The organism is Cronobacter sp. 153480017-3, from assembly GCF_053627815.1.
Map to the genome: position 1 here is coordinate 395,495 of NZ_JBSEYN010000003.1, position 21,824 is coordinate 417,318.

The 21,824-nt window shown below is 58.9% G+C and carries 22 protein-coding genes; 5 read left to right on the plus strand and 17 right to left on the minus strand.

Going from position 1 to position 21,824, the window contains the following annotated elements; all coding sequences use genetic code 11:
* Positions 1-70: 70 nt before the first annotated feature.
* The 10 genes from dagF to pmbA form a co-directional block, all read right to left on the minus strand.
* Complete coding sequence (dagF, locus tag ACUW6V_RS09720) at positions 71-811, minus strand: 2-dehydro-3-deoxy-phosphogluconate aldolase (RefSeq protein ID WP_105504248.1); 741 nt, start codon at positions 809-811, stop codon at positions 71-73.
* Positions 808-1,926, minus strand: a complete 1,119-nt coding sequence (locus ACUW6V_RS09725; protein ID WP_088276711.1) for a DgaE family pyridoxal phosphate-dependent ammonia lyase — start codon at positions 1,924-1,926, stop codon at positions 808-810. Before ACUW6V_RS09725 ends, dagF begins: the two co-directional genes overlap by 4 nt.
* Positions 1,910-3,043 (minus strand): amidohydrolase/deacetylase family metallohydrolase, encoded by a 1,134-nt coding sequence (locus ACUW6V_RS09730; RefSeq protein ID WP_454038304.1) that lies wholly within the window; start codon positions 3,041-3,043, stop codon positions 1,910-1,912. Before ACUW6V_RS09730 ends, ACUW6V_RS09725 begins: the two co-directional genes overlap by 17 nt.
* A 40-nt stretch (positions 3,044-3,083) precedes the next feature.
* Positions 3,084-3,728, minus strand: coding sequence for a DUF4310 family protein (locus tag ACUW6V_RS09735; RefSeq protein ID WP_004385265.1), 645 nt, complete (start codon positions 3,726-3,728; stop codon positions 3,084-3,086).
* 10 nt (positions 3,729-3,738) lie between these two features.
* Positions 3,739-4,515 (minus strand): DUF4311 domain-containing protein, encoded by a 777-nt coding sequence (locus ACUW6V_RS09740; protein WP_007897823.1) that lies wholly within the window; start codon positions 4,513-4,515, stop codon positions 3,739-3,741.
* Between the two features lie 22 nt (positions 4,516-4,537).
* Positions 4,538-4,840 (minus strand): DUF4312 family protein, encoded by a 303-nt coding sequence (locus ACUW6V_RS09745; RefSeq protein WP_097564114.1) that lies wholly within the window; start codon positions 4,838-4,840, stop codon positions 4,538-4,540.
* Positions 4,841-4,843: 3 nt separating this feature from the next.
* Positions 4,844-5,206, minus strand: coding sequence for an SFCGS family glycine-rich protein (locus tag ACUW6V_RS09750; RefSeq protein WP_004385262.1), 363 nt, complete (start codon positions 5,204-5,206; stop codon positions 4,844-4,846).
* A 16-nt stretch (positions 5,207-5,222) separates the two neighbouring features.
* Positions 5,223-5,564, minus strand: coding sequence for a glycine dehydrogenase (locus ACUW6V_RS09755; RefSeq protein WP_454038305.1), 342 nt, complete (start codon positions 5,562-5,564; stop codon positions 5,223-5,225).
* Between the two features lie 304 nt (positions 5,565-5,868).
* Positions 5,869-6,255 carry a cytochrome b562 gene (cybC, locus tag ACUW6V_RS09760; RefSeq protein ID WP_004385260.1) on the minus strand — a complete coding sequence of 129 codons (387 nt, stop codon included), beginning with the start codon at positions 6,253-6,255 and terminating at the stop codon, positions 5,869-5,871.
* 57 nt (positions 6,256-6,312) lie between these two features.
* A complete protein-coding gene (gene pmbA / locus ACUW6V_RS09765) occupies positions 6,313-7,665 on the minus strand; it encodes a metalloprotease PmbA (protein WP_012123727.1) in 1,353 nt (450 codons plus the stop codon).
* A 107-nt stretch (positions 7,666-7,772) separates the two neighbouring features.
* Here pmbA and yjgA point away from each other — a divergent pair, with 107 nt between their 5' ends.
* Positions 7,773-8,324, plus strand: a complete 552-nt coding sequence (gene yjgA / locus ACUW6V_RS09770; protein WP_004385258.1) for a ribosome biogenesis factor YjgA — start codon at positions 7,773-7,775, stop codon at positions 8,322-8,324.
* 323 nt (positions 8,325-8,647) lie between these two features.
* Complete coding sequence (locus tag ACUW6V_RS09775; protein WP_097582627.1) at positions 8,648-9,856, plus strand: aldose 1-epimerase family protein; 1,209 nt, start codon at positions 8,648-8,650, stop codon at positions 9,854-9,856.
* A gap of 56 nt (positions 9,857-9,912) precedes the next feature.
* On the opposite strand, the gene mpl is transcribed toward ACUW6V_RS09775, so the two are convergent.
* A complete protein-coding gene (mpl, locus tag ACUW6V_RS09780; RefSeq protein ID WP_038856243.1) occupies positions 9,913-11,292 on the minus strand; it encodes a UDP-N-acetylmuramate:L-alanyl-gamma-D-glutamyl-meso-diaminopimelate ligase in 1,380 nt (459 codons plus the stop codon).
* Between the two features lie 175 nt (positions 11,293-11,467).
* Between mpl and fbp the strand changes: the two genes are divergently transcribed.
* Entirely contained in the window at positions 11,468-12,466 is a 999-nt protein-coding gene (gene fbp, locus ACUW6V_RS09785) for a class 1 fructose-bisphosphatase (protein WP_004385255.1), read from the plus strand.
* 300 nt (positions 12,467-12,766) lie between these two features.
* On the opposite strand, the gene ACUW6V_RS09790 is transcribed toward fbp, so the two are convergent.
* From ACUW6V_RS09790 to ytfQ, 5 genes are all read right to left on the minus strand, one after another.
* A complete protein-coding gene (locus ACUW6V_RS09790; protein WP_054624064.1) occupies positions 12,767-14,332 on the minus strand; it encodes a methyl-accepting chemotaxis protein in 1,566 nt (521 codons plus the stop codon).
* Between the two features lie 110 nt (positions 14,333-14,442).
* Positions 14,443-15,432 (minus strand): galactofuranose ABC transporter, permease protein YjfF, encoded by a 990-nt coding sequence (gene yjfF, locus ACUW6V_RS09795; RefSeq protein WP_032982172.1) that lies wholly within the window; start codon positions 15,430-15,432, stop codon positions 14,443-14,445.
* Positions 15,419-16,441 carry a galactofuranose ABC transporter, ATP-binding protein YtfT gene (gene ytfT / locus ACUW6V_RS09800; protein ID WP_004388182.1) on the minus strand — a complete coding sequence of 341 codons (1,023 nt, stop codon included), beginning with the start codon at positions 16,439-16,441 and terminating at the stop codon, positions 15,419-15,421. Before ytfT ends, yjfF begins: the two co-directional genes overlap by 14 nt.
* Before the next feature lie 13 nt (positions 16,442-16,454).
* Positions 16,455-17,957 (minus strand): galactofuranose ABC transporter, ATP-binding protein YtfR, encoded by a 1,503-nt coding sequence (gene ytfR / locus ACUW6V_RS09805; RefSeq protein ID WP_007897849.1) that lies wholly within the window; start codon positions 17,955-17,957, stop codon positions 16,455-16,457.
* A 236-nt stretch (positions 17,958-18,193) separates the two neighbouring features.
* A complete protein-coding gene (ytfQ, locus tag ACUW6V_RS09810) occupies positions 18,194-19,150 on the minus strand; it encodes a galactofuranose ABC transporter, galactofuranose-binding protein YtfQ (protein ID WP_012123718.1) in 957 nt (318 codons plus the stop codon).
* Between the two features lie 77 nt (positions 19,151-19,227).
* Here ytfQ and ACUW6V_RS09815 point away from each other — a divergent pair, with 77 nt between their 5' ends.
* Both ACUW6V_RS09815 and ppa read left to right on the plus strand, forming a co-directional pair.
* Entirely contained in the window at positions 19,228-19,353 is a 126-nt protein-coding gene (locus ACUW6V_RS09815; protein ID WP_007897850.1) for a hypothetical protein, read from the plus strand.
* A gap of 198 nt (positions 19,354-19,551) precedes the next feature.
* Entirely contained in the window at positions 19,552-20,079 is a 528-nt protein-coding gene (gene ppa / locus ACUW6V_RS09820; protein ID WP_004388179.1) for an inorganic diphosphatase, read from the plus strand.
* 51 nt (positions 20,080-20,130) lie between these two features.
* Here ppa and ACUW6V_RS09825 read toward each other — a convergent pair whose 3' ends face one another.
* Entirely contained in the window at positions 20,131-21,726 is a 1,596-nt protein-coding gene (locus tag ACUW6V_RS09825; protein ID WP_454038306.1) for a methyl-accepting chemotaxis protein, read from the minus strand.
* Positions 21,727-21,824 lie beyond the last annotated feature (98 nt).

Here is a 21,824-nt window from a genome sequence, read left to right on the forward strand (position 1 = left end):
ACGGCTTCAGGCCAGGGAATATATTTATCACGGTGATGAATATATTCTCCAGCCTTAACGTAAAACGGCCTTACCCCACCAGATTGCGCGTCATCGCCAGCAGGCGGCGCACATCCTCCGGGCGCGTATCGCCGCTGGCTTTGTCGATAATCGAGCTGTAAATATGCGGGATCACTTTGCTCACGCCCGCCTCCAGCGCGATGCGCAGGATCGCTTCAAAGTTATCGAGATCGATGCCGCCGGTCGGCTCCAGCCAGAAGTCGTGACGCGCGCAGGCGTCCGCCACGGCCTGATACTCCTCGCGGCAGGCAAGGCCGCCCATCGGGAAATATTTCACCGAGCTGCCGCCCATATCTTTTAGCAGGGCAATCGCGGTTTCCACCGGTACGATGCCGTCGGGCGCGCTGCTGCTTAACGGGCCGGTGGAGATTTTCACAAGGCCAGGCGTGCCCGTTGGTGACACCAGCCCGTTCACCACCGTCTCGCGCTGCCCGAGCAGCGCGCGGCTTACGCCCACCCCGGTAAAGACCTGGTTCACATGCTGCGGCTGTAGCTCGCGCACGATGGCGCTGACCATCGCGGACTGATTCGGGTCGCCCGCGCCCAGCCCCACCGACAGCGCGTTATCGATGCGCTTCGCGTAGTCCCGCATATCCTCGACGGCGCTCGCCACGTCCGGGTAGTTTTTCGAGAGGACGCCCACCAGCACATGTCCTTCGGCGGCTTCATAAATCGCGCTGGCGTTTTCTTTCGAGCCTGCCAGCACGTTCAGGCAAACACGGTCGCGGTAAAAATTCGGGGTCAGTTTCATGCGTGCGCCTCCTGATTCAGCACGTCCCGGATACGGCGGAACACAATCTCCAGCTGCGCGGCGCTGACGCTGCGCACATCCGCTTCAATAATGCCTTCGTTGGCTTTGTAGCCGCGAAAATAGATGGCGTATTCGCCCTGCTTCAGCGCGCTGACCAGATCGCCGGTGTTGATGCCGGTGACGGCTTCGTCGAATTTGATTTCGCTGCGGGCGATGTCGCGCCCGGCGCTGTCCCACACCACGCGGGCTGTTACGCCGTTCAGCGTGTTGAGCTGGTCGATAAACGGCGTCATTTTGGCCACCATCTGCGCGCCGCTCTCTTTCGGCGCGCTGAGGTAGTGCTCAATGGCGCTGGTAAGGCCGAGAATGCCCTCTTTGCCGACTTTCATCGCGCGCCCGATGCCGTTCGCCTGACGTTTTACCCACTCCACGTACTGCGTTTTGCCGATCACCAGACCGCTCGACGGCCCTTCAATCGCCTTCGCGCCGCTGTAGATGACCAGATCCGCGCCCGCGTGGTAGTAGCACTGCAAATCTTCTTCGGCGGCGGCGTCGACAATCAACGGCAGCTGATGCTCACGCGCCACCGCAGCGGCCTGCGCCACGCTCAGCATGCTTTTTTGCACGCAGTGGTGCGATTTTACATAGAGGATCGCCGCTGTTCGCGGCGTAATCGCGGCGGCAAGCTGCTGTGCCGAACACTCGTTGGCATAGCCCGCCTCGACCAGCTTTCCGCCGCCGAGCGCCACCATCGTGCCGACCGGCGCGCCGTAATTCACGTTATGCCCTTTCGGCAGCACAATTTCGTTTTGCTCAATCGCAGTGGTGTGCAGGTTCTCAAGCAGCCAGTCGCTCTCTTTGACCAGCACCGCCGCTACCGACTGCGCAAGCCCCGCCGAGGCGCAGGAGACAATGGTCGCGGCCTCCACCTCCAGCAGTCTGGCGATGTACGCGCCGGTTTTATTCACCAGATCTTTCATCTCGAAATAGTGATTCAGCCCCTGCGTGACGGCTTCCACCACCTCCTGGCACGGCGTGGAGACGCCTAAAATCGTCATGCGCCCGGAGGCGTTAATCACCTGTTTCAATTCATATTTTTCATACACTGAAGGCATGTTCCGCGCTCCCTTGTTCGGTCATGTGCCAGGCACCCGCCCGCACGGCGGCAAGCGGCACCAGTAAATAGTCGCCGTGTAGCGTCTCTTCATCGGCATCGGTAAAAAGAGCCGGCTGACGGCGCAGATCAAAAATCGTCAGATCGGCGTCGGCCCCTGGCATCAGCCGCCCTTTATGGGCCAGACGCAGCGCCTGCGCGGCGTGCAGCGTGACGCAGTCAATCACCTGTGGCAGCGACAGGCCGATGGCGAGGAATTTCGACATCACATGGGCGAGGCTGCGCACCGGGCCGTTGATGCGGTTACGGCAGTAGATGTCAGAGCTGATAGTGTGCGGCAGAATGCCGAGCGCGATAGCCTGGCGCGCCACCTCAAAGCTAAAGCTGGCGCTGCCGTGGCCGACATCAAGGCGCACGCCACGCTCAAGCGCGTCGCTAATGCTGGCGCGAAGCTGGCCCTGCGGCGTCAGGATGCGATTTGGTTTGCCGTTAAAGCAGTGGGTAATGATGTCGCCCTGAGACAACCGCGCGGCGATCTCATCCAGCGGCGGCGGGCCGTTGCCGATATGCACCATCAGCGGCAGATGGCCGTTCTCCTGCTGAATAGCTTTGGCGCGCTCAAGCGGCGCGATGCCATTCTCGCCCACCACGCTGCTGCTCATGCGCGCTTTCAGGCCGACGATAAAATCGGGGTGACGGGCGATAGCCTCGCGCGCCGCCGCGGCGTCGATATTCGCCATATCCGCCAGCTCGTTTTGCGCGATAAGACCTACCTTCGAAACATTGAGCAGCGCCAGCACCTCGGTCGCCACGCCACGTGTCAGCGCGTAAAAGTCGTCGATATCGTTCGCGCCGGTGCTGCCCGCGTCCACCACGGTGGTAACGCCGGTCGAAACGCCAACCGCGTCCGGATCGTCGTGGTAAATCGGCGATTTCGGGTAGCAGTGGACGTGCAGATCGATCCAGCCGGGGCTGACGTAATGCTCGCCATTGAGATCGCGCGTGGCGCGCGCCTCGCCGGTCACGCTGCCGAGCGCGGCGATTTTGCCGTCTTTGATGGCGATATCCGCCAGCGTGTCGTCCACCAGCCGCGCCTGGCGCAGGATCAGGTCAAACATAGGGTTTCCTCAAAAGGCGGGCGCCGGAGCGCCCGCACGGTTAACCGATCGCCACAGGAAACAGCGAACCCAGGATCATCGCGCCGAGGATAGCCCCGCCGGTGATCGGCTTCTGCCAGAGATAAAACAGCAGCGCGCCCACAAGCGATCCCACGCCAATCGGGATTGAGGCGGTCATGGCGCTCAGGATGATGAGCGGCCCGAGGAAGCGCCCGGAGGCATTGCCCGCGCCCATCATGACGTCCGCGCCGTAGGTGGAATCGCTCTGATTAATGGTGAATTTACGCGCCAGAATGATGACGTAGCCGATGGCGAGGCCAATCAGCAGGCCGGTGACCAGCGAGGCGGCGAAGTTCGCCACCGGGAAAACGAAGCCCGCGCCGAGCAGCAGCGCCGGAACGCCAAGCCCCACGCCGGTCTGGATGGCGCCGCCGATATCCAGAATGCCTACCAGCGAGCCTTCGATAATGCGGGCAAAGAGGAAACTCGCGCCGAAGGCGGCCACCGCGCCATAGACGCCGGTGTCGATGCCGGCTTTGAGCATCGCCACGAACGCCACTTCGTTAAACGCGCCGATGCCGTAGAGGTAGTACATATGCGTTCCGGCGAATACGCCGGAGGAGAGCAGGCCAACGAAGATCGGGAATGACCAGTCGGCGTACCAGAAACCTTTATTCTCTTCCATCATGCGCTCCTTATTTGCCGCTCAGCGAGTTGTGGATAAGACTGAGCCAGTCCGGCACGGTCAGACGGAAAGATTCGATCATTTTCATGTCGAAGCCGCGGAAGAAGGCGCTCAGCACGAACAGCAGCACAATGGCAGTCATCATGACTTTGGTAACGCGGTTCCAGCCGCTCTCTTCAACACCCTTGCCGATAAGAATGCCCAGCACCAGCCCCGGCACGGCGTTGCCCATGATCAGCTGCGCCGCGCCGCCAAAGACGGTGGCCCAGAAGCCCGATCTTTTCCCGGCGTCGATGGCGGCCAGCCAGAAAATCACCGGCATCACGGTGTTCACCAGCAGGTTAGCGGCAGGCACCAGCACTTTAACGGCGGTAACCTGAAGCGCTTCCGGCACGGCAGAGGCCGTGGTGTTGAGAAACGCCACCACCGCCATGCCGATAAGCCCGCAGGCAACCGCCATTTTTTTCGGGTTGTGCAGGGTGTCGGCGAGATTGCGGTTTTTCACCATCAGCGCCGCCGCGCCCCAGTTGGGAATAATGCGGTGATCGACATCCTGGGTGAACGCGCCCGCCGCGACGGAGGACGCCCAGGCGTTGAAGAAAAACCCTAACCCAAAGGAGAAATGCGAAGCCGGATCGCCTTCACAGGAGTTCAGCTCTCCTAACGTACGAAAGGCACCCATCCCTTGCGTGGTGGGCGCATGGAACATGCGTGCGGCCCCGGCGCCCACGCCGACGCCGACCAGGCCGCCGATGATGAGCGATTTTATTAAAATTATCAGGAACATTGGTCTGCCCTTTTAGTAACAATCAGCTGTGTTGCGTGACGAAATCCACCTTATCGAGATTGATGGCGGTCACGTTGACGGTCACGTCCAGCTCCACGCTGAAAGCCCGTCGTTCCCGGCGCAAAAAGAAAAACAGAAACGCTTCTTTACGCACCGTTTCCCGCGCATGAACAACCTGCACATCCTGTGGCTCTATACGCAGTAAGATGTGCGGCGAGGCTTTTATCACCGCCGCCTGTACCTGATTCAGGGCATCAGCGAACGCGCGAGCACGCGTGTCGCCTTTGCCTTTCACTCTCACCGTGGTGGTGAACTGTTCTTTCATACGTTATGCGCCGTATTTCTTTTTCCAGGCTTCCACCAGCCGCTCGCCCAGCTCTTCTTTATCCATAAAGCCGAAACCCAGCACGTTGCAGCCCTCGTTGATGGCGGTGACGCCCTCTTCCACCGAGCGCATTCCATATTTGGCCTTGTAGCCATGTTTAGTCTGTGCGGTGATAGCGCCCGCGCCGCCGCTGCCGCAAAACGAGATGCCGAACGTCGCGCCTTCGGTTTTCATCACGTCGCCAAGCTTCATATCCGCCGCGACACCCGGCACTACGACCGCGCGTGCGCCCGCTTTTTCCGCGCCCGCCGCCACTTTCTGGCCTTTGCCCAGACGATCGCCAATCACTACCGTAATCTGTTCCATGGTTCGCTCCTGAAGGTTAAAGATTCTCTTTCGCCACCTCGAAGTGCACCGACAACAGCCAGGCCTCTTCATCGGGCAGATTGCCGAACTGCGCCACAATTTCACGCGCCAGCGCCATCGAGCCTTCGGAGATCTCCTCAAACAGGCTCTCTTCCACCTCGGGCAGCGGCTCGCCTGTCACCGAGCGGTGCGCCATCGCCCGCACGTGTGAGCTGAGCATCTGCCGCTGCACGTCGTTGGGCATTATCTGGTGGCGCTCAAGGAGCGCGTAAACTTCATCCAGCATCCGCCCGGCAAGCGTCGCGGCATCCTCCGCGTGTCGACATCTGGCGTTGTTCATTACCGCTCCGTTATTCACTCTGCATACCTGATTAGTTGCGCTGAGGTAACACTAACGGCGGGTGTTAAAGGTTTGTAGCGAGTTGTTTTCCACTTCAAAGTGGAAAGGAGAGTGGCGGCAGTGATCTGTTCCACATAAAAGCCGTGAATGGATATAAACCACCAAATAACTGTGATGAATGTCACTGGCGGTCATGTCTGGCGTGGAAAAAAGAAAATAACGGGCTTGCGACGCCGCGCGCAAAAGGCGGCGGAGAATAAGCGTGGCTTATGACCGGGCGCAGAGGGAACGTGCGGCGGCGAACCGCCGCACAAAAAAGGGCTTAGCGATACTTCTTGTGGTAGGTGTTGCGGGTGGTTTTGAACTCTTCGGCGCTCGCCTGAGCCTCTTTGATTTTGCCTTCATCAACGAGCTTAAGCGCGCCGTCAATCTGGCTTACCAGCGTATCGAGACCGTGGCGGAAATCTTTCATTTCCGGGCTGTCAGCAGGCTTATCTTCGAGCTTCGGCGGGGTTTCTTTTTTGGCGTCCAGCGCCGCCTCGCGCATTTTTGTCAGCGCGGTTTTCATTTCTGCCGCATCGCTGGTCTTCTGCACGACTTTCAGGTTTTCATTGAGGGTGTCCATGTTGTCTTCCAGATCCGCCCACGCCGCGGCGCTGGTGAACAACAGAGAGGAGACCGCTAACATCGCTAATGCTTGCTTACGCATTGACTCACCTTTTTATTGTTATGACGAAAAAAAAGCGCCACAACGGGCGCCCTTGCCTTACTCACCGGCGATTTTCATCTCCGGCAGCAGTACTGAACCACACTGAATATTGCTACGTGTTTCGATATCGTCACCAATGGTAACCATATTGCGCCACATCTCTTTCAGGTTGCCGGCGATGGTGATTTCACTCACCGGATACTGAATTTCGCCGTTTTCCACCCAGAAGCCCGCCGCGCCGCGCGAGTAATCGCCGGTGATACCGCTGACGCCCTGGCCCATCAGCTCGGTGACGACCAGGCCGGTGCCCATCTCTTTCAGCAGTTGCTCAAAGCTCAGGCCGCGGCCTTTGATGCGCCAGTTGTGGATGCCGCCCGCGTGACCGGTGCTTTTCAGCCCCAGCTTGCGCGCAGAGTAGTTGGTGAGCAGCCACTGTTGCAGCACGCCGTCTTTGATGATGTCGCGGCGCGAGGTCGCCACCCCTTCGCTGTCGAACGGCGTGGAGGCGAGGCCTTTCAGAAGATGCGGATGCTCTTCAATCGTCAGCCACTCCGGCAGGATCTGCTTGCCAAGCGAATCGAGCAGGAACGTAGATTTACGGTACACCGCGCCGCCGCTGATGGCGCCGACCAGATGACCGAACAGCCCGGTCGCCACTTCGCGGCCAAAAATCACCGGCGCTTTCATGGTCGGCAGTTTGCGCGGCGAGAGGCGCGACAGCGTGCGGCGGGCGCACTCTTCACCCACCCACTCCGGCGATTGCAGATCGCCCAGCGCGCGGCCAATGGTGTAGGCGTAGTCGCGCTCCATGTCGCCGTTCTCTTCGGCAATCACGCAGCTGGAGAGCGAATGGCGTGTCGAGCAGTAGCTCTGCAACATGCCGTGGCTGTTGCCGAACACTTTGATGCCGTAGTGGCTGTTAAAGCTGCCGCCTTCGGTATTGGTGATGCGTTTATCGGCCTTTAAAGCCGCCTGTTCGGCGCGCGCGGCGTAGTCGATAGCCTGTTCCGGTTCGATCTCGGCCGGATGGAAGAGATCAAGATCCGGGGCGTCGAAAGCCAGCAGATCTTTTTCCGCCACGCCCGCGCACGGGTCTGGCGAGGTGTAACGGGCGATATCCAGCGCCGCCTGTACGGTGCGGGCGATAGCGTCCGGGCTTAAATCGGTCGACGAGGCGCTGCCTTTGCGATTCTGGTGATAAACCGTGATGCCAAGCGCCCCGTCGCTGTTGAACTCGACGTTCTCCACCTCACCGTAGCGGGTGCTGACGCTGATGCCGGTCGTTTTGCTGACCGCCACTTCCGCGCCGTCCGACTTGCCGGACGCCAGCTCCAGCGCCTGAGAAACCGCCTGTTCCAGCGCTTTGCGCTGCGCTTCAACTTGTGTGATTACTTTCATCGCGAGTGCCATAATGTAAGGTGAAACTGAAAAGCCACATTTTGTGAGTCTAACAGAGAACCATTTCGCAGTGCGCGCCTTAACTGGTAGTATTAGCCTCTTTTTTTGAGGAGCCTGAGATGACAAAGCAGCCCGATGACTGGCTCGATGAAGTGCCCGATAACGAAAACGATGACGACGATGATGAGATTATCTGGGTCAGCAAAAGTGAAATTAAACGCGACGCCGAAGAGCTGAAGCGCCTTGGCGCTGAACTGGTCGATCTCGGTAAAAACGCGCTGGATAAAATCCCGCTGGACGACGATCTGCGCGCGGCCATTGAACTGGCGCAGCGCATTAAGAAAGAAGGCCGCCGCCGCCAGATGCAGCTTATCGGCAAAATGTTGCGTCAGCGTGACGACGAACCGATCCGCCAGGCGCTCGATAAGCTGAAAAACCGCCATAACCAACAGGTGGCGCTGTTCCATAAGCTGGAACAGCTGCGCGATCGTCTGATCGAAGAAGGCGACGATGCGGTGCCGGACGTGCTGAACCTGTGGCCGCAGGCAGATCGCCAGCAGCTGCGTTCGCTTATCCGTAACGCCAAAAAAGAGAAAGAAGGCAATAAACCGCCGAAATCCTCACGCCTGATTTTCCAGTATCTGCGCGAACTGGCGGAAAGCGAGCAGTAATCCCTCCCGGCTCAGGCGCTGCCTGAGCTGTTTCCCCTTTTCTATTCCTTTTAGTGATAGTTTATGACCGCTTTTAAGGCGTCTCTTAACGCCGGACATGACTCCGCTTTTATTGGCTGAATCGTTAAAGCTAAAGCTGCTCACATTCACGATTTTGACTGTAATGATGATTACATTTTCATCTCTAATTTAATGCGAATCACAATTACCTTCGCAAAAACCGGCTTTTTTTAGACAGTTGAAAACGATCACGTTTTCTTAACCTGCGATCCGCCAGGCTGCACGGGCAAAGCTAAAAACGATTCAGCTAAAAGGAAGAAAAGATGAATAAAACCGTATGGCTTACCCCGCTTGCCCTGCTGATTTCTGCTCAGGTGAGCGCGCAAACCTGGGTGCTGACCGATGCTGAACAGGGCGTCGAGAAAGGAAACTGGCAAATCAGCAGCCAAAAGCTGAAGCTTTCCGGCGCGCCGTTCAGCATTGAGCAGAAAGTGCTTCATGGCGGCAAGCAGGAAGGCAGCAAAATCATCACCATCACCAGTAAAGACGGCCTGACCATTACGTTAAGCCCGACGCGCGGTATGAACCTGCTGCGCGCCGACGGTTTTGGCGTGCGCATGGGCTGGGATTCGCCAGTGAAAGAAGTGGTTAACCCGGCGTATATCAACCTGGAAAGCCGCAACGGGCTGGGCTGGCTGGAAGGCTTCAACGAGATGATGGTGCGTTGCGGTTATGAATGGACCGGTCACCCGACCACTGCTGACGGTCAGCTTTACACGCTGCACGGCAAAGCGGGCAATACGCCTGCCTCACGCGTGGAAGTGGAAGTGAGCGACAACGCGCCGTATGAAATCAAAGTGCGCGGCCTGCTGAAAGAGAGCACGTTCAAGAAAGCGGATTTGCAGACCCTGACCGAGCTGCGCTACGTGCCAGGCAGCAACAGTTTCAGCATCAACGATGTACTGACCAACCACGCGGATTACCCGCACGACTACCAGATTATCTACCACAGTAACTTCGGCCAGCCGATTCTGGAAGAAGGCGCGCGCTTTATCGCGCCGCTGGAAAAAGTGAGCCCCTTTAACGACTATGCCAAAGGCGGCCTGAAAGAGTGGAACACTTACAGCGGGCCGACCAAAGGCTTCGACGAGATGGTCTTTAACCTGACGCCGCTCGGCGATGCGAAGCAGGAGACGGTCGCCGCGGTGGTCAACAAGGCGGGTGATAAAGGCGCGGCGATTAGCTTTAACCTGCAGCAACTGCCGGTGCTGACGATGTGGAAAAACACCGACACCCTGAAGCAGGGCTATGTGACCGGCATTGAGCCTGGCACCAGCTACGCCTACCCGGTCACGATTGAGCGCGAACAAAAACGCGTGAAACAGCTCGCTCCGGGCGAAAGCACGCGCTTTGACCTGACCTACACGCTGCTGCATAACGCGCAGCAGGTCTCTGACGTCGAAAAACGCATCGCCGATATTCAGGGCGATAAGAAAACGACGCAGGAAGAGACGCCCATCGCTAAAGAGTGAGCCGGGCCTAAAAAAAAGCCTCCGCATGCGGAGGCTTTTTTATTAGCGGGAGCGGCTCAGAGCGCCTGCGCTTTTTCGGCTTTTTTCGCCAGCGCATCCAGCAGTTTCTGATGAATGCCGCCGAAACCGCCGTTGCTCATCACCAGAATGTGATCGCCCGGCTGCGCGGTTTTGACAATCATCTCCACCAGCGTGTCGATATCAGCACTCCAGTGCGCCGGCTGGATGCAGGCATCCGCCACTTCCGCCACCTGCCACGGAATGTGGTGCGGCTGGAAGAGGAACACTTCGTCGGCGCGCCCGAGCGACGGCGCCAGATCGTCTTTGCAGACGCCCATTTTCATGGTGTTGGAGCGCGGCTCAAGCACGGCGATGATGCGCGCCGTACCGCCCACTTTGCCGCGCAGCGCGGCAAGCGTGGCGAGGATAGCGGTCGGGTGATGCGCGAAATCGTCATACACCGTGACGCCGTTGGCTTCGCCGCGCAGCTCAAGGCGGCGACGCGCGTTCACGAACGAGCCGAGGGCCTGCGCGGCATCGGCAGGCGTCACGCCGACATGACGCGCCGCGGCGATGGCCGCCAGCCCGTTCTGCATGTTGTGCTCGCCCACCAGCTGCCACTCCACCTGGCCCACGCATTCGCCGTCCAGCCAGACTTCCCATTTTGAAGCGTCGTTAGTGAGTTTTTTCGCCTGCCAGCGGCCCTGCTCGCCAAGCTGTTCCTGCTCGCTCCAGCAGCCCATCGCCATTACCTGCTTGAGATTGATGTCATTCTCAGGCCAGATGATTTTTCCCTGCCCCGGCACAATGCGCACCAGGTGGTGGAACTGTTTCTGGATGGCTTTCAGATCGTCAAAGATATCCGCGTGATCGAACTCGAGGTTGTTGAGCACCAGCGTGCGCGGCGCGTAGTGGACAAACTTGGAGCGTTTATCAAAGAACGCGCAGTCATATTCGTCGGCTTCAATCACAAAGAACGGGCTGTCGCCAAGGCGCGCGGAGACATCGAAATTGCCCGGCACGCCGCCGATGACAAAGCCGGGCTTGTAGCCGCAGGCTTCCAGGATCCAGGTAGCCATGCCCGCCGTCGTGGTTTTGCCGTGGGTGCCGGCCACCGCCACGACCCAGCGGTCGCGCAGGACGAAATCGTGCAGCCATTGCGGGCCGGACATATAAGGAATGCCCTGCTCCAGCACCGCCTCAACGCACGGGTTGCCGCGGGTCATGGCGTTGCCAATCACCACCAGATCCGGACGCGGTTCGAGCTGCGAGGCGTCATAGCCCTGAATTAAGTCAATCCCTTGCTTTTCCAGCAGGGTACTCATCGGCGGGTAGACATTCGCGTCCGACCCCGTCACTTCATGACCCAGCGAGCGCGCCAGCATCGCCACGCCGCCCATAAATGTGCCGCAAATTCCCAGTATATGAATACGCATAGGTACAGTCCTTATTAAAACTGACGCACATTCTACCTGTTTGACACGGGGCGAATAAACGCATTTCAGGATAATCCGCATTTTGCTGGCGCGATTCACCTGTGCGCTACAATTTGAATGTTTGTTAAGATTGTTGCGATCGCTTTACTCAACTTCAGGATGCAGGGAAAGTGTTATGAAAACGTTAGGTGAATTTATTGTTGAAAAGCAGCACGAATTTTCTCACGCCACCGGGGAACTGACGGCGCTGCTGTCGGCAATAAAGCTTGGCGCTAAGATCATCCACCGCGATATCAATAAGGCCGGTCTGGTCGATATCCTGGGTGCCAGCGGCGTCGAAAACGTGCAGGGCGAGACGCAACAAAAACTCGATCTGTTCGCCAATGAAAAGCTCAAAGCCGCGCTTAAGGCACGCGATATCGTGGCGGGCATCGCCTCCGAAGAAGAAGACGAGATTGTCGTTTTCGAAGGCTGCGAACACGCGAAGTATGTCGTCCTGATGGATCCACTGGATGGCTCGTCAAACATTGACGTTAACGTCTCTGTCGGCACTATTTTCTCTATTTATCGCCGCGTGACGCCGGTAGGTACGCCGGTCACGATGGAAGATTTCCTGCAACCGGGCAGCCAGCAGGTCGCCGCGGGTTATGTGGTTTACGGCTCCTCCACGATGCTGGTGTATACCACCGGTTGCGGCGTTCACGCCTTTACCTACGATCCGTCGCTCGGCGTGTTCTGTCTGTGCCAGGAGCGTATGCGCTTCCCGGAAAGCGGCAATACGTACTCCATTAACGAAGGGAATTACATTAAATTCCCGATGGGCGTGAAGAAGTACATTAAATATTGCCAGGAAGAAGATAAAGCGACCCAGCGCCCGTATACCTCGCGCTATATTGGTTCGCTGGTGGCGGATTTTCACCGTAACCTGCTGAAAGGCGGGATTTATCTCTACCCGAGCACCGCGAGCCACCCGGAAGGCAAGCTGCGTCTGCTGTATGAGTGCAACCCGATGGCGTTTCTGGCCGAGCAGGCGGGCGGCAAGGCGAGCGACGGCAAGCAACGTATTCTCGATATTAAACCGGACAGCCTGCACCAGCGCCGTCCGTTCTTCGTCGGCACCGAGCAGATGGTGAACGACGTCGAGCGGTTTATCCGCGAATTCCCGGACGCATAAGCGCGTTTGTCAGTGATGAAAAAGGCAGCCACGGCTGCCTTTTTTGTTGGCGGGTGAAGAAAACGGCGGGCTGAGGCAAAAACGGCGGGTGCGCTTCGCTTACCCGCCCTACGAAACCCATCACATTTTGTAGGGTGGGTAAGCGAAGCGCACCCACCAACCGGTTATCTCATCGATTATTTGTAGGGTGGGTAAGCGCAGCGCACCCACCATACCGTTATCTCACATCTCATCTTGTAGGGTGGGTAAGCGCAGCGCACCCACCAGCCTGAAGCGCACCCACCGGTTATCAGCGAAAACTTAACCTGCCGTCTGCAACCGGAACGACGCCATTGCTTCCACCAGTTGCTGCGCCTGCTCTTCCAGCGAACGGGTGGCGGCGGAGGATTGCTGCACCAGCGCCGCGTTTTGCTGGGCGGTTTCGTCCATCTGACTCACGGCGATATTCACCTGCTCAATACCGCGGCTCTGCTCCAGCGACGCGTCGGCGATTTCGCGCACCAGCTTCGTCATCCGCAATACTTCTTCGGCAATCTCATCCATTGTCTCACCGGCCTGCATAGCCAGCTCGCTGCCCTCGCCCACCTGGCTTTGCGAATTACTGATAAGCGCGCGGATCTCCTTCGCCGCCTCGGCGCTGCGGCTCGCGAGTGTACGCACCTCACCCGCCACCACCGCAAACCCGCGCCCTTGCTCGCCCGCGCGCGCCGCTTCCACCGCCGCGTTCAGCGCGAGGATATTGGTCTGGAACGCAATGGCGTCAATCACGCTTAGAATGTCGCCAATCCGGTTTGAACTGCCGGAAATGTCGCGCATTTTTTCAATCACATAACAGACCATTTCACTGCCGCGATCGGCGGTATCGGAGACCGCTTTCGCCAGCTGATGCGCCATCCCGGCGTTATCGGCGTTCTGTTTCACCGTCGCGGTGATCTGCTCCATACTCGCCGCGGTCTGCTCAAGCGAGGTGGCGGTCGATTCGGTGCGCTGCGCCAGATCGACGTTGCCCGCCGCCAGCTCGCGGCTCCCGGTGTCGATTTGCGCGCTGGCGTCACGCACGCGCATCACCGACTGCGCGAGCGACAAACGCATCGCCTCGATGGCGCTTACCAGACGCCCCAGCTCGTTATTGCTGGTCGCGGTCAGCGAACGGGTCAGATCGCCTGCCGCCACATGCTCAAGTTGCTCCACGGACTGCGCCAGCGGCTTGAGCAGCAAGTGCCGAAGCGCCAGCCAGACCAGCGTCATCATCGCCGCGGTTAGCAGCGCCACCAGACCAATCAGCGCCAGCATCACCTGTTTCTGCGTCAGCACGCCATTAACTTCCTGACGTCCACGCGCCTCGCCCCAGCGCTGAAACGCCTGCACATCGTTATCAAACGCGCGGGTCAGCGGGATAAGCCCGTTGCCGAGCAGATCGTAGTAATCATCCGGGCTCTGCTTGTTGAGCGCCGCCATCATCGGCGCAAGCCCCTGCCCGTTCAGCGCGTTAAAGCTCTGGTTAAGCTTGCCGAGCAGCAGCGCGCCCTGTTCGTCATCCACCTCGCTGGTGAGCACCGTTTTCAGCAGTTGCTGACCGCGCACCAGCTCGCCCGCGATGATTTTCACGGTCGAGGTCGCGTCGTCCACCATGCCGATTTCCATCTGGCGCACCGCCTGGCCTGCCTCGTTGCGCGCACGCAACAGCAGCGTATAGCCTTCGTTCAGACGCATCATTTTTTCGCCCTGCAACGCGTTAATGCGCTGTAAGGATGCCGAGCTTTGGGTGAGTGAGTAGATGCCCATGGCGCTCACGAGCAGAAGCAAAACGGCCATAACCGCCAACAGCGTCAGCAGGCCGGTACGGATAGAGAGATTTCTCAACATGGTGGGGTCCCGGTAATCGCGATAGCTTGATCCATTGAAGAAAAAACTATCGGCAATTACCGGGGAAAGTTTATACAGTTTAGCCAGATCAATATCTTATAACTGAAAAGTTAGCGCGGCGTCACACGCGTGACCTCGGCGCTCTGGCGGTTTTCCCACAGTACCGTGAGCCCGCGCTGCAGCGCGATAAAAATAAACAGCAGTAGCCCGATGGCGATTTTGGTCCACCAGGAGCTCAACGTGCCGTCGAAGTTAATATAGGTCTGAATAAGCCCCTGAATCGCCACGCCAAACAGCGTGCCGAGCACCGTACCCACGCCGCCGGAAAGCAGCGTGCCGCCGATAACCACCGAGGCGATGGCGTCCAGCTCAACGCCGACGCCCGCCAGCGCGTAGCCCGCCGAGGTGTAAATGGAGAAAACAATACCCGCGAGCGTGGCAAGCCCGGTCGAGAGCATATAAATACGCACGGTAACGCTGCGGGTGGAGATGCCCATCAGGTTGGCGGACGTGGCGCTGCCGCCGATGGCGTACACCTGGTTGCCAAAACGGGTGCGGTGCGCGAGGAAAATGCCAATCACCACCACGCCCAGCATCAGAAGGCCCATTGCGCTAAGCCGTCCGCCGCCGGGGATTTTCCATGCGAGGCTTGAGAGCGTGTCGTAAATCGGGTGGTCAATCGGGATCGACTCCTCAGACACCAGATAACTGACGCCGCGCAGAAAGAACATGCCCGCGAGCGTAATGATAAACGCCGGGATTTTCAGCGCATCGATAAGCCAGCCCATCAGCGCGCCGAACGCGCAGCCCATCAGCAGGATCAGCGGGAACGCCACCAGCGGCGACATGCCCCAGAAGCCGATCGCTTTGGCGAGGAACACGCCGGTAAAGGCGATCACCGAGCCAACCGAGAGATCGATGCCGCCGGAGAGGATCACAAACGTCATACCGACGGCGATGATCCCGAGAAACGCGTTATCGGTCAGGATATTGCAAATCACGCGCGTGGAGGCGAAACCGGGGAATTGCGTCAGGCAGTAGAGATAGCCGAGCACAAACACCGCGAGCGTGATGGTCAGCGGCAGGTTACGTTTTATCATGGCGGCGCACTCCTTTAATCAGACCAATAAATCGCGGCGACTGGACAATCAGCACGCACAACACCACCACCGCTTTCACCACCTGGTTCAGCTCCGGCGGAAAGCCCGACAGCAAAATCCCGGTGTTCATCCCCTGAATAATCAGCGCGCCGACGACCGACAGCGCCAGGTTAAAGCGCCCGCCCATCAGCGACGCGCCGCCAATCACCACCGCCAGAATGGCATCGAGCTCAAGCCACAGCCCGGCGTTGTTAGCGTCCGCGCCGCGGATATCCGCCGCGACGATGATCCCGGCAATCGCCGCGCACAGGCCGCTCAGCATATAGGTGAGCATGACGATAAGCCGCGTGCTGACCCCCGCGTTTTTCGCCGCGCGAATATTGATACCAACGGCTTCAATAAACATGCCGAGCGCGGTTTTGCGGGTAAAAAGCCAGAACGCCAGCAGCGTCACGATCGCGATAATGACCGGCGTCGGGAAGAAAAAGAGCGAGCCGCTGCCAAGCCAGGCGAGCGACGGCGAGTTGAACGTGACAATCTGCCCGGAGGTAATCAGCTGCGCCACGCCGCGCCCGGCGACCATCAGTATCAGCGTCGCCACAAAGGGCTGAATTTTAAGCACCGCCACAAGAATGCCGTTCCAGAGCCCGGCCAGCACGCCGACGCCGAGCGACGCCAGTATCACCACGGCGAGACTGTGCCCGCCCACGGTCAGCGTCGCGGCGGTCGCGCCCGCAATCGCCATCACCGCGCCGACGGAGAGGTCGATCCCGCCGGTGGCGATGACGAGCGTCATGCCGATCGCCAGCAGCGCCACGGGGGCGGCGCGGTTGAGGATATCTATCGGGCTGCCGAAGAGCCGCCCGTCCTGCAGCACTATCTGGAAAAAGTGGTCCGCCACCAGGCCGTCGACCAGCAACACCAGCATCAACGCCGCGATTTGCGGCATGCCAGGCGGGAAGCGTAAGCGCCGCTTCGGCGCGCCCGTATCCGGTAATGAACGAGGCATCACGCGTAGCTCCTTATGCCGCAATGGCATTCATAATGGCGCCGACCGAGAGATCCTCAAGCGGGATCTCCGCCACCTGCTGGCGGTCGCGCAGGATAATCACCCGGTCGGCGTAGCCCACCAGCTCTTCCAGCTCAGACGAGATGACCAGCAGAGCCAATCCGTCGGCGCACAGGGTTTCGATAAGCCGGATGATCTCCGCATGGGCGCCGACGTCGATGCCGCGCGTCGGCTCGTCGAGGATCAGAAACTGCGGTTTCGTCAGCAGCCAGCGCGACAGCAGGACTTTTTGCTGGTTGCCGCCGGAGAGGAATTCAATCGGCTGTTCCGGGCCCGGCGTGCGGATGCCGAGCTGGCGAATAAAGCGGGCGGCGATCTCATCCTGTTCACGCCGCGGGATCGGGCGCAGCCAGCCGCGCTGGGCCTGCAGCGCCAGGATGATGTTTTCGCGCACCGAGGCGGCCCCGATGATGCCGTCGGTTTTCCTGTCTTCAGGGCAAAAACCGATACCAAGCCGTGACGCCTGCTGCGGCGAGCGCAGCGTTTGCGGTTTGCCTTTAATGGTCGCCGTGCCGCTGTCTGCCGGGTGGATGCCGAAGATGACTTCCGCCGTTTCGGTACGCCCGGAGCCGAGCAGACCCGCCAGGCCGACGATTTCGCCGGGGCGCACTTCCAGCGAAAACGGCGCGATAACGCCTTTCTTGCCGTAATCGTGAAACGCCGCGACCGGTTTTTCGCTAAGCAGCGTGCGCCCGGCGCGCTGCAGCGCGTTGCTCTCAAGCTCGCGCCCCAGCATCATTTTTACCAGTTCGATTTGCGGCAGGTCGGCGGTGTCGCGCGTGCCGACAAATTTCCCGTTACGCAACACCGTGATGCGATCGGTGACTTCATAGACCTGATCGAGAAAGTGCGTGACGAAGACAAGGCTGACGCCCTGCGCGCGGAGCTGGCGCATCAGGGTAAAGAGCATCTCGACCTCTTTGGCGTCGAGGCTCGCGGTGGGTTCATCAAGGATCAGCACGCGCGCGGAGAGATCGATGGCGCGGCAGATAGCAACGATTTGCTGCATCGCGACCGAAAAGCGGTTCAGCGGCTCGCGGACGTCAAGATGAAATCCGTAGGATTCGAGCAGCGTCGTGGCGCGTTTTTCCATCTCTTTACGGCGCAGCAGGCCGAAGCGGCGCGGCTCACGGCCAATAAACAGGTTGTCCGCCACCGACATGTTGGGCAGCAGGTTAACTTCCTGGTAGACGGTGCCGATGCCAAGCTGTTGCGCGTGCGCGGTGTTGCGCGGCCGCACGGCCTCGCCGCCGAGATAAATGGTGCCGCCATCGGGCTGATAAACGCCGGTGAGCGCTTTAATCAGCGTCGATTTTCCGGCCCCGTTTTCCCCGAGCAGTGCCATGATCTCCCCGCGCCGCAGGCTGAAATCGACATGGTCGAGCGCCTTTACGCCGGGAAACGTTTTGCTCAGGCCTTCCGTTCGCAGGATTTCCTGATGGTTGTCGTTATTCATGGTCGGACTCTCCTGTTGCCTGAGCCTGGCGTGTTGCGGTTAGCGTGATGTTGGTTGGCGCGGCGGGTGCGCTGTCTGGACACGGCGGGTGCGCTACGCTTACCCGCCCTACAAAACTTACACCTGCTGGCGGGTGCGCTGCGCTTACCCGCCCTACAAAACTCACACCTGCTGGCGGGTGCGCTGCGCTTACCCGCCGCCGTAAGAACACCTCAAAAACCCGTCACGCCGATCAATCAATACCCCATCGTTTTCTTCTTCTCTAACATCTCTTTGGCGGTATCCGGCAGATACAGCACCGACTCGGTAATCGTCAGCTTCGGAGGCTGCGTGCCGTCTTTCTTGAATTTCTCCAGCGCGTCGAACGCCGGGCCGGCCATGTTCGGCGTCAGCTCTACGCTCGCGTTCGCCTCGCCATCCGCCATCGCTTTGAAAATATCCGGCACGCCGTCGATGGAGCCCGTCAGGATATCTTTGCCCGGCTTCAGCCCGGCCTCTTTGATGGCCTGAATGGCGCCGATCGCCATATCGTCGTTATGCGCGTAAACCATGCAGATGTTTTTGCCGTTGTTCTCGGCCTTGATAAAGCTCTCCATCACCTCTTTGCCCTTCGAGCGCGTAAAGTCGCCGGACTGAGAACGGATAATCTTGATGTTCGGCGCTTTGGAAATCGCCTCGGCAAACCCTTTCTTACGATCGATAGCCACGCTCGCGCCCACGGTGCCCTGCAACTCCACGACGTTACAAGGCTTGCCCGCGACGGTTTTCACCAGCCAGTCGCCGATAAGCTTGCCTTCCAGCACGTTGTTGGCGGTAACGGTCGTCATGTAGAGCGACTTGTCTTTAACATCAATCGAACGGTCGAGGAGGATCACCGGGATCTCCGCGTCTTTCGCCTCTTTCAGCACCGGCTCCCAGCCGGTCGCCACAACGGGCGCGATGAAAATCGCGTCTACGCCCTGGGCGATAAACGAACGCACCGCTTTAATCTGGTTTTCCTGCTTCTGCTGGCCATCAGCGACTTTCAGCGTAATGCCGCGCTTCTGCGCCTCGCTTTTCGCAACGCTGGTTTCCGCCGCGCGCCAGCCCGATTCAGAGCCGACCTGAGAAAATCCCACGGTTAACGGGGCAGCCAATGCCATAGACGACATGGCTGCCGAAACTGCTGTGACAACAAGTAAGCGCTTCCACATAAGGGTATCCTCGTAAGTTTATTGTTGGGTAAGAGTCCACCTGTGGCGAAACTATAGACAAGCGTGGATGTAACTGAATGCGTTACATCACAATTCAAAAAAGTAACGAAAAAGTTAAAATTCAGAAGTGGCGGGATTTAACGCCAGCCGGGATACGGCGCGGCAAGCGCCAGCGCGGCATCGGCCAAAAATTTTTAGCGTAAAAACGGTCTCCGGGCGCGTAATGTAAACGTTTTCAGTAATTTATTGAGGATGCAGCTGGCTTTATGGATGAACGTGTCATGGGAAAACGCTGAAAGGTGCAGCAGGCTCACTGGTGAAACAAAAGAGTCCACGACTTTCCATTGCAGTTGGCTATAATACCTGGCACTTGTTTGCCATACATTTTTAAGGAAACAGACATGAGCTTACTGAACGTACCTGCGGGCAAAGATCTGCCGGAAGACATCTACGTTATTATTGAAATTCCGGCTAACGCTGATCCTATCAAATACGAAGTGGACAAAGAGAGCGGCGCGCTGTTCGTTGACCGTTTTATGTCCACCGCGATGTTCTACCCGTGCAACTACGGCTACATCAACCACACCCTGTCTCTGGACGGCGACCCGGTTGACGTGCTGGTCCCGACGCCGTACCCGCTGCAGCCGGGCTCTGTGATCCGCTGCCGTCCGGTTGGCGTACTGAAAATGACCGACGAGTCTGGCGAAGACGCCAAACTGGTTGCGGTACCGCACACTAAACTCTCTAAAGAATACGATCACATCAAAGACGTGAACGATCTGCCGGAACTGCTGAAAGCGCAGATCACCCACTTCTTTGAACACTACAAAGATCTGGAAAAAGGCAAGTGGGTCAAAGTGGAAGGCTGGGATAACGCCGAAGCCGCTAAAGAAGAGATCCGCGCCTCTTTCGAACGCGCGAAGAAGTAATTCGCCGCGAATGAAAAAACACCGCCCGAAGGCGGTGTTTTTTTATGGGCGTTACGCCAGCGCTTCGTCCCGGTGCGCCGCCAGACGGAAGACGCTGACGGAATCCAGCAGCTTCTCGGCCTGATACTGCATCGACTGGGCCGCCGCGGCGGACTCCTGCGACAGCGCGGCGTTCTGCTGCGTCGAGGCATCCATCTGCGTCACGGCAATATTCACCTGGTCAATACCGGTGCTCTGCTCGCGGTTCGCCATCGAAATCGTCTCGACCAGCTCGCTCACGCGCTGCACGCTTTTCAGGATATCTTCCATCGCGCTGCCTGCGCCTTTCACCAGGCTGTTGCCCTCGTCGATACGGCTCACGGAGCGGTCAATCAGGTTACGGATATCCTGCGCCGCCGAGCTGGAACGCTGCGCCAGCGCGCGCACTTCTGCCGCCACCACCGCAAATCCGCGTCCTTCCGCGCCTGCGCGCGCCGCTTCGACCGCCGCGTTGAGCGCCAGAATATTGGTCTGAAAGGCAATACCGTCGATAACGCTGATAATGTTGCTGATTTCGGTAGAGAACTGGTGGATTTCGCTCATGGTCTGCACCACGCGCTCAACCACTTCGCCACCCTGCCCGGCCACCTGGCAGGCATCGCGCGCGATATCGCTCGCAAAGCGCGAGTTCTCAGCGTTGTTTTTCACCACCGACGTCAGCTCTTCCATCGACGCCGCGGTCTCTTCCAGCGCGCTCGCCTGCGCTTCGTTGCGCGCCGAGAGCTCACGGCTGCCGGTGGCAATTTGGGTCGACGCAGTGGCGATGGTTTCGGTGCCGTTGCGCACGCCAGAGACGATGCGGGTGAGGTTACCGTTCATCTCCTGAAGCGCGCTCATCAGCTCAGCGGTCTCATCGCGGCCGCTGACAGTGATCGCCGTCTGCAAATCACCGGCGGCAACGTTACGTGCAATAATCACGGCCTGCGCCAGCGGGCGCGTGATGCTGCGCACCAGCCAGAAGGTGATCAGAATGCTCGCGATAAGCGTCAGCGCCATCGTAATAAGCAGCATCGTGCGGGTCTGCTGATACTGCGCCAGGTTGCGCGCCTCGGTCTGACGGGTCAGCGCATCCGCCTGCTTCAGCGTTTTCGCGACGACGTCATCAATCATCCGCGTCGGCTCGCGGTCGATACCGCTCACCAGCTTATCGACATGCTGGGCGCTCGTCGGGTCGGCGATATTGTATTGCGCAATCGCCGCCAGATAGCTCTTTTCCAGCCCCTCATGCAGCGCGATGGTCTGATGCACCTCGTCCACGCTCATGCCAAGCTGCGGCAGAAGTGTGGCAAGGCGGTTTAACAGCGCCTGGGTTTTGTCACTCTGATCGACAAACGCGGCTTTGTATTTATCAAACGCCGCTTGCCCCTGCGTGCCGCGCAGCAGGGTGTTTTTCCACTCCTGTACCTGGATTTTGAACTGCACCTGCGCGTTCCGCGCGGTGTCGATGCTCTCTGCTATCACCTTTTCCGTGGCCATAATGTTGTTGTTTTGCTCAAGCCCGTCGGCGTTGATAGTCAGGCCACGAATGCCGATAAACAGCACCGCGACAAGCAGTAACGCCGCCAGCAGACCGAGTCGTTGCCCGATTGTCAGGTGGTTTAATTTCATACTCTGTTTCCCATGGTGTAGGCACGCCCGAAAGGGACGCTTCGGATCTATCGGCCTGCAAAATACGAGCTTTATGGGAAACAGATGCGTGAAAATGG